This is a genomic window from Variovorax guangxiensis, assembly GCF_003952165.1.
In the GTDB taxonomy this organism is placed as follows: domain Bacteria; phylum Pseudomonadota; class Gammaproteobacteria; order Burkholderiales; family Burkholderiaceae_C; genus Variovorax; species Variovorax guangxiensis.
This window is the reverse complement of record NZ_RXFT01000004.1, coordinates 303,979-315,967: the sequence shown is the minus strand read 5'-3', so window position 1 is coordinate 315,967 and position 11,989 is coordinate 303,979. Positions and strand designations below refer to the sequence as shown.

Sequence of the window (11,989 nt, the reverse complement as noted above, 5' to 3'; positions counted from 1 at the left end):
AAAGCAGGCGGCGAACACGATGTACCCCGGAGAGCGCCTCAACGGATACAGCCATCTGTTCGGCCTGCTGCTCGCTCTGCCTGCGACGGCGCTGCTTCTCGTCAAGACAGTGCCCACCGGCGACGCCGCGCGCATCGCCGGCGCGCTGGTGTTCTCCCTCTCGGCGGTGGCGCTGTACGCCGCCTCCACCCTCTTTCACAGCACGCGCGGGCGCCTCAAGCGCATGTGGGAGCGCGCCGATCACTGCGCAATCTTCCTGCTGATCGCCGGCACCTACACGCCCTTCGCGCTGGTCACCATGCAGGGCCCCTGGGGCCTGCTGCTGCTGGCGACGATCTGGGGCGCGGCGATCTTCGGCATCCGGCGCGAGCTGGTTCCGGCGAAGAACGGCGCGCCGAAGAAGCCGTCGCTGCCGATCTACATCGGCCTGGGCTGGCTGGTGGTTCTGGCCGCGGTGCCGCTGGCCGCGCGACTCGATACGGCGGGACTGGTGTGGCTGCTGGTCGGCGGCGCCTTCTATACGACGGGCACTGTGTTCTATCGCAACCGGTCGGGCTTCAAACATGCCCACGGGGCATGGCATCTGTTCGTGCTGGCGGGAACGACGAGCCACTACGTGGCTGTGGGCTGGTTCGTCCTGTAGTCCCCACGGCGGCGTCGCGGAGATAATCCCCGCCGATGATCGTCCGACCCCGCCCCCACTGGCTGCGCATGCTCTTCGTATGGCGCGGCTCGGTCCTGTCGGACATCGCACCCCAGTTGCTGTGGACCACCGCCTTCGCGGTGCTGGTGACGGTGCTGCACGGCAGGCTCTTCCAGTGGAAGGTGCCGCTGAACTTCGTGCCCTTCTCGCTCATCGGCCTGACGCTGGCCATCTTCCTGGGCTTTCGCAACAGCACGAGCTATTCGCGCTACTGGGAGGCCCGCACGCTGTGGGGCACGCTCCTCAACGAAACGCGCACGCTGGTGCGGCAGGCGTTGACGCTGGCGGACGCGCCCTCGGAGGCGACGACACCCGCGATGCGGCTCATCGCCTTCGTCCACGCGCTGCGTCATCAGCTGAGAGGCACCGATCCTTCTGCCGATCTCGCCCGGCTTCTGCCCGGGGAAGACAGCGCGCGCCTGCGTGCCGCGCGCTTCAAGCCCGCCATGCTGCTGCTGATGGTGGGCGAATGGCTGCGCGACCAGCGCCAGAAAGGCCGGCTGGACCCTACCCTCGCTCAGGCCATGGAGCACCCGCTGGGCCGCCTGACCGAAGCGCTGGGCGGCTGCGAGCGCATCGCGGGCACGCCCATACCGTTCACCTACTCCATCATCATCCACCGCACCATCTACCTGTACTGCGTGCTGCTGCCCTTCGGGCTCGTGGACGCGATCGGCCCGATGACGCCGGTGGTGGTCGCCTTCATCGCCTATACCTTCTTCGCTCTGGAGGCGCTGGGCGCGGAGATCGAGGAGCCCTTCGGCACGCAGCCCAACGACCTTGCGCTGGATGCGATGTCGCACACCATCGAGTCGACCGTGCGCGAGATGCTGGGGGAGCCGCAGGCTGTGCCGTCTCCGATGGCCGGGCGAGCGGGATACATACAGACCTGAGGAGCGAGCGGCCGGGCGCTGGCGGTCTGCGATTCCTCGAACACGCAATTTCCCATGCTGACAAGGCCCAGGCATCCACTGCCCACCATGCTCGCGATCGTGGCGGGCGCCGTGGTCACGCTCCTCGCGGGCTGCGACCGCGCCGGCACCGCTTCGCAACCCGGCGCCGAAGAAATCGCCATCCGCACCGCGCCTGTCGAGCAGGTGTTCCAAGGCACGCTCGCGGGCCAGCCGGTTCATCTGGTGGTACACGACTGCGAAGTCCTTCGCGTGCAGCAGGGCGCGCAGGGCCGGATCGAATGGACGAGCGTGCTCGCCCCCGAGCCGTATCCCTTCCCTACCGCCTGCGAGCGCCAGTCGCTGAGCTTCGATGCGGGCCAGGTCACGGCGAAGCTCGGGCGTCGCGCCTTCGGCGCGGGCGGCTGCTGCGCCAGCGGCGGCACCTATCGTTCGGCCGATGGCCTCAACTGGAAGAAGCTCTAGCGCCCGGGATCGCGTCGAGGGCCGGATAATCCGGCTCCTTTCATCACGAGGGGTACGCATGAGAGCCGTCGCATCCGCCATCGCCATGCTCCTGGCCGCCGGCACGGTGTTCGCCCAAGGGACACAGGGCCCGTACAAGGGCCCCATCTTCGATACCCACCTGCACTACAACCAGGAAGCCTGGGACGGCAACACCGGCCCCTTCCCGCCTTCCGAGGCGCTTGCGCGCATGCAGCGCAACGACGTCAGGGCGATCATCGCGAACTCGCGCCCCAACGCAGGCACGCAGACGCTGGCTGCGTCGCGCGAAACGCGCGCGGCGGGCGTGACGGTCGTGCCCTTCGTGCGGCTCTATCGCAACCGCGAGGACTACACCAACTGGTTCCGCGACGAGACCATCCACGAGATGGTGCAGACCGAACTCGCGCGCGGCACCGCCAGCGGACCGTATCGAGGCCTCGGCGAATTCCATCTGTACGAGAGTGCGAACGCCAATGGACCGGTGGCGAAGAAGCTGATCGCGCTGGCTGAGCGCGAGAAACTCGCGGTACTCGCGCATGTCGACGACGTGGCGGTCGACCTGCTGATGGCGAATGCACCCTCGAAGGGCCAGTCGCTTCGCCTCATCTGGGCCCACACGGGCATCGGCGGCACGCCGGTCGAACGGGTGCAGGCGATGCTGGAGCGCTATCCGCTGCTGATGGGCGAGCTCTCGTACCGGCCGGGGCTGACCTGCGAGGGCGGCAGGCTCTGCCCCGAATGGCGCTCGCTGATCCTCAAGCATCCGGGGCGCTTCATGGTCGGCTCCGACACCTGGATCAACCAGCGCTGGAGCAGCTACGACGAAACGATGCGCGGCTACCGGGCCTGGCTGGGCGATCTGCCGGACGACGTGGCGCAGCGCATCGCCTGGGGCAACGCGGCCGGGCTGTTCGGCCTGCGCTGAAGCCGCGAAGCCTCAGCCTGCCAGAGCCGCTGCAGCAATCCGCGTGGCCGATGCGACCACGTCGTTGCGGTTCCCGGCATCCTTCTGCGGGAAGGTCAGGTACACGGACAGCACGATGGGCGCACCGGTCGGTGGCCACAGCACGCCGACATCGTTGGTCGAGCCGTAGGAGCCCGCCCCGGTCTTGTCGCCCACCTTCCAGCCTGCGGGAACGCCCGCCAGGAAGCGCTCGGTGCTGGTGGTGTTGCCCAGCAGCCAGGTGCGCAGCTGGTCGCGCTGCCCGGCGCCCAGCGCATCGCCCAGCACGAGGCGCTGGATGCTGTCGCTCATGGCCGCCGGCGTCGTCGTGTCGCGGGGATCGCCGGGAATGCTGGTGTTGAGCTCGGGTTCGGTGCGGTCCAGCCTGAAGGCCTGGTCGCCGATGCCGCGCGCGAAGGCGGTGACGGCGGACGGTCCGCCCAGCACCTTCAGCAGCAGGTTGGCGGCGGCGTTGTCGCTGTACTGGATGGTGGCGGCGCACATCCCGGCCACCGTCATGCCGGTGGCGACGTGCTTCTCGGTGATCGGCGAATGGTCGATCAGGTCGCCCTTGCCGTAGCTCACGTTCCTCGGCAGCAGGCTGGCGTCCTTCGCGCTGCGTTCGAGCACGGCGGCCGCCAGCATCAGCTTGAAGGTGCTGCACAGCGGAAAGCGCTCGTGCGCCCGATGCTGGATGCGCGCGCCGCTGCCGGTGTTGAAGCCGACCACGCCCAGGCGGCCACCCGCGGCGCTTTCGAGCGCGGCAAGCCGGGCCTCGGCGGAAGACTGCGATTCGGTGCTAGGCCACGCGGTGCACGCGCCGGCGAGCGGCAGCACCGAGGCACCGAGCAACAGGGTTCGGCGCTGGATGAAAGGGTTCATTTCGTTTTCTCTTTCTTTCTGCGAGTGGATGGAACGAAGCGAATGCTAGGAGCGCCCCTTGTGGCGATCCACCCTCCCGACGGTGTTTCTCGTCCCGGGTGTATCGGGTGTAACAACCCTGCTTTGCTAAACCGTTCGGTTGAACATCGATCGGAATCGATCTATATTCAACCTCATGGTTGAACTAGAACTTGCAGACGACCGGCTCGACGCCGTCTTCCACGCCCTCGCCGACAGCACGCGGCGCACCATGCTGCAGCTGCTGTCGCACGGCGAGTGCAGCGTGGGGGAACTGGGCGCGCCCTTTCGCATGTCCTTCGCGGGAGCATCCAAGCACGTGAAGACGCTGGAGCGCGCGGGCCTCGTCTCGCGCACCGTGCAGGGCCGCGCACACGTCTGCCGGCTGGAGCCGTCCGCGCTGGCCATGGCCGATGCGTGGCTGAGCTACTACGAAGGCTTCTGGAGCAACCGTCTCGACGCGCTGGAGCAGGAACTGCGGCGCGATGCGGCATCCCGCAGGAAGTGAGCCTCTTTCTTCCTTCATTCATCCATCCAACCCAAGGAGAGACTGCAAATGACGATCAAGCACAGCCTGGGCACCCAGGTCGAGACCGGCACCCTGCGCATGGAGCGCACCCTGCCCGCCCCCATCGAGCGCGTATGGGCCTATCTGGTCGATTCCGACAAACGCGCCGCCTGGCTGGCAGGCGGCGTGTTGCCGAAGCAGTCCGGCGAACTCTTCGAGCTGCGCTTCGAACACACGAAGCTAACCGGTGAAGTGGCGCCCGACCGCTTCGCCGAGTGCCGCGAGCCGATCCACCAGAAATCGCGGCTGCTGCGCATCGAGCCGCAGAAGCTGCTGACCATCAGCTGGGACGAAGGAAGCGCCGCGCCATCGGAAGTCAGCTTCGAACTCACGCCGCAGGGCGACAGCACGCGGCTCGTGCTCACACACAGGCGCCTGGCCAGCCGCAAGGGAATGCTCAGCGTGGCGGGCGGCTGGCACGCGCATGTCGATGTGCTCATCGACGTGCTCGCGGGAAACAAGCCCCAGGGCTTCTGGACGAATCTCGCCGAGGTCGCGAAGGAATACGAGACGCAGATTCGCTGAGCCGCGACGTTCCTCCTTTTCATTTTTCTCTCTCACGGGGCCCTCGGGCCCCGTTTCTTTTTCTGACTTCGGAGTTCGGAGAGCTTGTCAAACCGCTGTCACTCGGCAAACGCAATATTCGAGGCATTCAGAGCATTTGTGTGTTTTGTTGCAAATGCATTCTCTTGCACAAACACATGTGGAAACACGCAAGCCCAGGGCTCGAGCCACGGGCCGGCATCTCAATACTTCGAGGGAAAACATGACCAGAGGAATGAACGCGCGTCGTGCGCGGGCGTGGGGAAGCGCTTGCGTACTGCTGCTTCTCGCGGCTTGCGGTGGCGGAGGAGGCGGCGGCACGGGCATCCCGCTCGTCGGCACGCCACCGGCCAGCGGCGGCGGCGGCAATACGCCACCGCCGTCGGTCAACCAGGGCAAGAGCGGACCCAAGGCACTGGTCGTCGAGATCGACGGCCTCACGCATTCGGCGCTTCGCGATGCGATGGCGCAGAACAAGGTGCCGGCCCTGCAATCGCTGCGGGTCGCGCCGGCCTGGACCGGCGGCGCCAACGGCACGCCGAGCGAACAGCGCACCACCGACGGCCCCGGCTGGGCCACGCTCCTCACCGGCACCTGGGCCCAGCGCCACAACGTGCGCTGGGACACAACCGACCAGCGCATCGACATCAAGCTCGCGCCCTCCGTCTTCGCTCTCGCCAGGCAAAACAACAAGGCAGCCGGCTACAGGACGGCATCCGTCACTGCCGGCTCTCTCTATCCGCTGCTGCTCGCGAACGAAGCGGGCACGGTGGACAGTGCCGTCGACTGCGCGGGCGCCGACGCCTGCGTCACCGACCGCACCGCGCAATTCATCGACGCCGGCTACGACCTGCTGGTGGCGCAGTACGGCGCGCCGGCCACGGCCGCAGGCAACGGCCTGAAGAGCGACGCCTACCAGCGCTCCATCGCCGACACCGCCACCGGCGTAGGCAAGCTGCTCGCCCGCATCGCGCAGCGCACCACCAACGACCCGAAGGAAGACTGGCTGGTGATCCTCACCACCGGCCACGGCCTCGATGCCTTCGGCAGCGCCACCGGCCTGCAGGACAACAGCAACAAGACCATCTTCATCGCGAGCAACAAGACGCTGGCGGCCCAGCCTGGCGTCGGCGCCGCCGCTGCGGCCGGCGATACGCTGCTGGCGCTTGCGTCCGCCACCGACATCGCCCCGACCGTGCTGCGTCACCTGGGCGCGCTGCCGGCGGCGACGGACTACCGCTTCGCCGGCCAGGCCCTGCAGGTCTCGACGTCGTTGCGCAGCCTGGCTGCCAGGACGGGCGCGGACAAACGCAGCATCGTGCTGTCGTGGACCCTGGCCGGCAACACGACCTCCGCGGTGCAGGTGCTGCGCGACGGCAAGGTGGTGGCCACGGTGCCGGCCGGCTCCACCGCCTACACCGATCCCATCGTCGCGGCAAGCGACGGGGTCTACGCCTTCCAGTACACGGTCGTCGCGGGCGAAGCCAGCGTGGCGCTCGCAGCGCAGATCTCGTATGTCGCGCCCGAAGCGCCGGTGACGCTCGCCCCCACGCTGGCGAACGGACTGGTCAACTACTACCCGCTCGACGCCCTGCCCGGCGTGGACACCAAGAACGCCTCCACGCTCGCGCCGTGGGCGTCCGACGCCAACGGCGGCTCGCTGGTCGACGACGGCTTCGCTGCGCCCTACAAGGCCAAGGCGCTGCGCATCGACAGTACGGTGAAGAACGCCAGCGGCATGGCCGGCTACCGCCTCGTGCAGAACAACGACGTCACCACCAACGCCGCGGTCACGGCTTTCACCATCGGGTTCTGGATGCGTACCGACAACACCTGCAGCCAGGGGGTGAGCAACGGCGCTTCGATCATCGCCAACAAGAACTACGACACCGGCACCAACGAGGGCATTGCCATCGGGCTGTTCGGCAACTGCGAACTTCGCTTCAACACCGGCACCGGCAGCGATGTGCGCGGCGAGATCAAGGGAATGCACTACCTGAGTGCCGGCCAATGGGCATACGTTGCCATGGTGATCGACAAGGCCGCAATGAAGATGGATGGCTACGCCTTCGATCCGGTGCGTGGTGTCCAGACGGGCCGTACGGACCTGTCCCCCACACTGGTTGCGAAGCTCGGCGGCCTCAACAGCGGCATCGGATTGAACGAGGACGGTTCCGGCCTTTACTACAAGCGGCAGAGCGCCTCACCACGCGGCGCCATGGACTTCAACGACTTCGCGATCTGGAACCGCGCCCTTACCAGCGCCGAGCTCAACAGCATCTTCAAGTCGGGCCAGCCGCTGTCGACCCTGCCCTGACCCCGATCACCTTCAGCCACAAGATAACAACGCCCCAAGAGGACCCCAACCATGCAAGTTCCCTCCCATCTCCTCGCGCGTCTCGCACCCGCGCTCCTCCTGGCCTGCGTCCTGTCCGCCTGCGGCGGCAGCGGCGGAGGCGGTGGCTCCGTCGGCACGCCGACGCCCCCGACCACCCCCACCACACAACCCGACACTGGTGCAGCCCCCGTGAAGAGCTGCGCCCCCTGAGTTCCGCGCCAAGTCCTACGCCATACCCCAACAAGAGAAGAACAGATCCATGACGAATTCACGTCGCAAGTTCCTCACCGGCACCGCCACCACCGGCGCCGCCGCCCTCGCGCTCTCGGCCTTTCCGCCCAGCATCCGCCGCGCGCTCGCCATTCCGGCCAACAACAAGACCGGCACGATCAAGGACGTCGAGCACGTGGTGATCCTGATGCAGGAGAACCGCTCCTTCGATCACTACTTTGGAACGCTGATGGGTGTGCGCGGCTTCGGTGACCGCTTCACCATTCCTCTTCCCAAAGGCATGAACGTTTGGCAGCAAGCTGATGGCACCGGCAACACGATCCTGCCTTACCACTTGGACAAGACCAAGGGCAACGCGCTGCGCTCGGGTCAAACCCCACACGACTGGTCCGATGGACAGAACGCCTGGGATGGTGGTCGCAACTATCAATGGCCGCGCTACAAGAGCACACTTTCAATGGGCTACTACAAGGAAGCAGAGTTGCCCTACCAAAGGGCGCTGGCCAACGCCTTTACCCTGTGCGACGGTTACCACTGCAGCATGCACGCCGGCACCAATTCGAACCGCATGTTCGTCTGGACGGGCAGCAACGGTCCCACCGGCGCTGGTGTGGCCACTGTCACCAACGAATGGGACGACAGCTACACCCCTCCATCGACCACAGGCTACGAATGGAAAACTTACCCTGAACGACTGCAGGCGGCTGGAGTCAGCTGGATCGTTTACGAGAACATGCGTGACAACTTCGGTGACAACCCGCTCACCGGCTTCAAGCAGTACCGCCGCGCCAGTGAAGCATCAAGCAAGCCGGTCAGCAGCAGCGGTCCCGTGCTGGCTTACGACCCGGCCAGTGACGACGTCGGCAATCCTCTTTACAAGGGTATTGCCAACACGATGCCTGGCACCAAAGTGGATGAGTACCTGAATACTTTCCGCAATGACGTGAAGAACAACAAGCTGCCCCAGGTGTCTTGGATCGTCGCACCCGCCACCTATTCGGAGCACCCGGGGCCTTCCAGTCCGGTGCAAGGTGCCTGGTACATCCAACAGGTGCTGGATGCACTCACTGCTGTGCCCGAGGTTTGGAGCAAAACGGTTCTATTCATCAATTTCGACGAGAACGATGGTTTCTTCGACCACTATCCGTCTCCAGCCGCGCCCTCCATCAATCCAGACGGCACACCCGCAGGCAAGACAACACTGAGTGCTGCAGAACTGGCCTTCGAATATCACAACTACCCAGCCCCGCCTGGCACCACCAAGCAGAAAAGCTATCCCCCTGATGGTCGAGTCTTCGGGCCAGGCAAGCGTGTTCCCATGTACGTGGTTTCGCCGTGGAGTCGCGGCGGCTGGGTGAACTCGCAGGCCTTCGACCACACCTCTGTGCTGCGTTTCATTGAGACATGCTTCGGAGTGGCAGAGCCCAACATCAGTCCCTTCCGCCGTGCCGTGTGCGGCGACTTGACCAGCGCCTTCAACTTCGCCAACCCGAACGACGAACCCCTGCCCACCCTCGCTGGACGAAATAGCCTGGACGAGGCCAACCAGCAAACCAAACTTCAAGAATACGAGTCGGACGGCGTCACTAAGCGTTCAGCTGTTCCTCTCCCTCTCGACCCGCAACTGCCCCGCCAGGCCACCGGCTCGCGCCCCTCGCGCGCCCTGCCCTACGAACTGCACGTGAGCGGACGCAGCGACGCCGTCAAGGGCCAGATGCGGCTGATCTTCAAGAACAGCGGCAAGGCCGCCGCCGTGTTCCATGTCTATGACAAGCTCAACCTCGACCGCCTGCCGCGCCGCTACATGGTCGAGCCCGGCAAGCAGCTCGACGACACCTGGAACCCGGGCGCCGACAACAGCGGGTTCTACGACCTCTGGGTGCTTGGCCCCAACGGATTCCATCGCCACTTCAAGGGCGACTTGAACCGGCTGCGCGCAGGCGGCGCGCCCGACCCCGAGGTGCGCGTGTGCTACGACATCACCAACGGCAACGTCTCGGTGGAAATGCTCAACGGCGCGAGCGGCACGGCCAGGTTCACGGTGCGCGCCAAGGCCTACCGCGATGACGGCCCGTGGACCGCAACGGTCGCGGGCGGTGCCAAGGCCGAGCAGGCCTGGGTGCTGGCGAACAGCGGCCAGTGGTACGACTTCGCGGTCACCTGCGACTCCGACCCGGCCTTCTACCGCCGCTTCGCCGGCCGCGTCGAAACGGGCAGGCACTCGGTGAGCGACCCGGCCATGGGCCTGGCCGATCTCTGACCACGGCATCGATGCGTGATCACGCGATCGTGTGATCGTTTGATCGCGAAGTCGCCTGATCACGCCCGCGCCGGACATTCGGCGCGGGCACAATGGCGCGGCTTTCGCGCCTGTTCCGGGGCGGCCGTCTCGCAACGCCGCCTTTTTCATTTCTTCCCGTAAGCCGCGTTTCCATGCTCCAAGAAGAACGATTCCTGCGTATCCGCAGCCTGCTGGCCACCTTCTCGCGGCTGAGCGTGGAGCGCATCGTGCAGGACCTTGCCGTGTCGCGCGAAACGGTTCGGCGCGATCTGGTCGAGCTCGAGGGCCTGGGCGAGCTGCGGCGCGTGCACGGTGGCGCGGTCGCGGTCAAGGCGGAGCCCGAGCCGCCGCTCGCCGTACGGCTGGTGGCGCGGCAGCGCGAGAAGCGCGCCATCGCCAAGGCTGCCGTCGCCCTGCTGCAACCCGGCCAGACCATCTTCATGGACGCGGGCAGCACCATGTCGATCTGCGCGGAGGAAATCGCCACGCTCAGCGGCATGACGGTCATCACCAATTCGCTGAGCATCGCGCTCAAGCTCGCTGGCGCGGGCGAAGGCCGGCTCACCGGCAACCAGACCATCCTGCTGGGCGGCCAGATCGACGTGAAGGGGCAGGCCACCTTCGGCGACACCACGCTGGAGGCCATTCACCGCTACCGCGCCGACATCGCGCTGCTGTCGCCCGTGGGCCTGCACGCGAAGCACGGCGCCATGAGCTTCGAGCACCACGAGGCCACCGTGGCGCGAGCCATGGCCGAGCAGTCGCAGCAGCTCGTGCTGCTGGCCGATCACGCCAAGATCGGCCAGGCCAGCCGCGTGACCTATGCGCGGACGGCGGACATCGACGTGATCGTCACCGACGCCAAGGCACGCGAACTGCCGGGACTGCCCGGGCTGCGCAAGGCCTGCGAGCGCGTGATCCTGGCCTGACGCCGGCGCGGCGGCGCAGCCGCCTCTTTCCGCTCCCAAGTCACGAAGACGTGGCGGCCGGTGCGCGGGTGCGCGGTATCTGCTCGACCAACACTGAACGGGCACGAGGGCTATGCTCGCCGCCAAATGCCGCCACGCACCGACCTCTTCTCCTTCCCGCGCCGGACGATGGCCGTTCTCGGGGCACTGTGGCTCGGCGCCGTGCCGGCGCTGGCGCTCGCCGCGCCAGACTGCCTCGACACCGCCACGCGGATCCCGCCGCCCTCGCGCGCGCTCGCGATGGCCACCTTCGCCATGCAGGAGCACGAGGCCTTCGGCGGCCAGGCGATGGATGCCGAAGGCCGCATGACCGAGGCCGGCGACTCCGAAGCGGAGGACACGCGCCGCACCGTGCCTGGTCTTGCACCCTGGCAGCGTGTGCTGGGCTACTGGAAGGCAGTCGATCCGCGCCTGCCCTCGCAGGTGCGCTTCGGCGCCCTGCGCCCGGCCGACCGCCATCTGCTGATGCAGGCGCTGAACGAGGCGACGGTCGGGCGCCTTCAGGGCATGGGCGTGGGCCCCGACGAGGGGCTGGATTCAGCGGAGCTGCGCGCCGCGCAGGCCGCGTTGGCAAGGGTCGCGGTGATCGACACGCCCTGGTCGGCAGCCTTCATCAGCTGGCTGGCGCGTCAGGCAGGGCTCACGGACGAGGAATTCGTGTTCTCCGAAGCGCATGCCGACTACGCGGGAGCCGCGTGGCAGGCCGGCATCGATGAAGCTTCGGGCCGCGATACGCGCCATGCGCTGCGGGCCTGCGACCTCAGGCGCACGCCGCCGCGCGTCGGAGACCTGGTCTGCCAGGCGCGTGGAACCGGCGCCGGGCTGGACACCTTCGACAAGATCGGCGAAGTGCTGGCCGCGCGGGACACCGGCGGCGAGCCGCTGCCCATGCATTGCGACGTGGTGGTGGCGGTGGATGCCACGGGCTTCGACACCGTGGGCGGCAACGTGCTGCAGTCGGTCACGCGGCGCCGGCTCGATTTCGCGCCGGGCACGCGCCGGCTGGACCCGAGCTACCTGCCCGAAGGGTGCGCACCGGGCACGGTGGGCGTGCCCGGGTGCATCGACCGCCACATGAGCCGGCAGCCCTGGTCGCTGCTGCTGCAGTGGCGCTGAA

At 67.0% G+C, this 11,989-nt stretch carries 12 protein-coding genes; 11 read left to right on the top strand and 1 reads right to left on the bottom strand.

The genetic code is table 11. The features are described from left to right. Positions 1 to 19: 19 nt before the first annotated feature. The 4 genes from trhA to EJP67_RS12315 are packed head-to-tail and all read left to right on the top strand — an operon-like array spanning position 20 to position 3,025. Entirely contained in the window at positions 20 to 643 is a 624-nt protein-coding gene (gene trhA, locus EJP67_RS12330) for a PAQR family membrane homeostasis protein TrhA (RefSeq protein WP_126021995.1), read from the top strand. A 35-nt stretch (positions 644 to 678) separates the two neighbouring features. Further along, on the top strand, positions 679 to 1,596 hold the full coding sequence (locus tag EJP67_RS12325) for a bestrophin family protein (protein ID WP_126021994.1): 918 nt from the start codon (positions 679 to 681) through the stop codon (positions 1,594 to 1,596). A gap of 54 nt (positions 1,597 to 1,650) precedes the next feature. Next, on the top strand, positions 1,651 to 2,079 hold the full coding sequence (locus EJP67_RS12320) for a hypothetical protein (protein WP_126021993.1): 429 nt from the start codon (positions 1,651 to 1,653) through the stop codon (positions 2,077 to 2,079). A 58-nt stretch (positions 2,080 to 2,137) separates the two neighbouring features. Continuing rightward, entirely contained in the window at positions 2,138 to 3,025 is an 888-nt protein-coding gene (locus EJP67_RS12315; RefSeq protein ID WP_126021992.1) for an amidohydrolase family protein, read from the top strand. Between the two features lie 12 nt (positions 3,026 to 3,037). Here the strand turns inward: EJP67_RS12315 and bla are convergent, their stop codons facing one another. Then, positions 3,038 to 3,925, bottom strand: a complete 888-nt coding sequence (gene bla, locus EJP67_RS12310) for a class A beta-lactamase (protein ID WP_126021991.1) — start codon at positions 3,923 to 3,925, stop codon at positions 3,038 to 3,040. A gap of 175 nt (positions 3,926 to 4,100) precedes the next feature. On the opposite strand from bla, the gene EJP67_RS12305 reads away from it, so the two are divergent. From EJP67_RS12305 to EJP67_RS12275, 7 genes are all read left to right on the top strand, one after another. After that, a complete protein-coding gene (locus EJP67_RS12305) occupies positions 4,101 to 4,451 on the top strand; it encodes an ArsR/SmtB family transcription factor (RefSeq protein WP_126021990.1) in 351 nt (116 codons plus the stop codon). Positions 4,452 to 4,499: 48 nt separating this feature from the next. Then, positions 4,500 to 5,036, top strand: coding sequence for an SRPBCC family protein (locus EJP67_RS12300; protein ID WP_126021989.1), 537 nt, complete (start codon positions 4,500 to 4,502; stop codon positions 5,034 to 5,036). Between the two features lie 241 nt (positions 5,037 to 5,277). After that, positions 5,278 to 7,371: a LamG-like jellyroll fold domain-containing protein gene (locus EJP67_RS12295; RefSeq protein ID WP_240650627.1), complete on the top strand. Its 2,094-nt coding sequence runs from the start codon at positions 5,278 to 5,280 to the stop codon at positions 7,369 to 7,371. 51 nt (positions 7,372 to 7,422) lie between these two features. Next, positions 7,423 to 7,602 carry a hypothetical protein gene (locus EJP67_RS12290; protein WP_126021988.1) on the top strand — a complete coding sequence of 60 codons (180 nt, stop codon included), beginning with the start codon at positions 7,423 to 7,425 and terminating at the stop codon, positions 7,600 to 7,602. Between the two features lie 49 nt (positions 7,603 to 7,651). Then, positions 7,652 to 9,883 (top strand): phosphocholine-specific phospholipase C, encoded by a 2,232-nt coding sequence (locus EJP67_RS12285; protein WP_126021987.1) that lies wholly within the window; start codon positions 7,652 to 7,654, stop codon positions 9,881 to 9,883. Between the two features lie 173 nt (positions 9,884 to 10,056). After that, positions 10,057 to 10,833, top strand: a complete 777-nt coding sequence (locus EJP67_RS12280; protein ID WP_126021986.1) for a DeoR/GlpR family DNA-binding transcription regulator — start codon at positions 10,057 to 10,059, stop codon at positions 10,831 to 10,833. A gap of 126 nt (positions 10,834 to 10,959) precedes the next feature. Then, the gene (locus tag EJP67_RS12275; protein ID WP_240650625.1) at positions 10,960 to 11,988 is read left to right on the top strand and encodes a DUF2272 domain-containing protein; all 1,029 of its coding nucleotides are present in this window, start codon (positions 10,960 to 10,962) and stop codon (positions 11,986 to 11,988) included. Position 11,989: the final 1 nt, after the last annotated feature.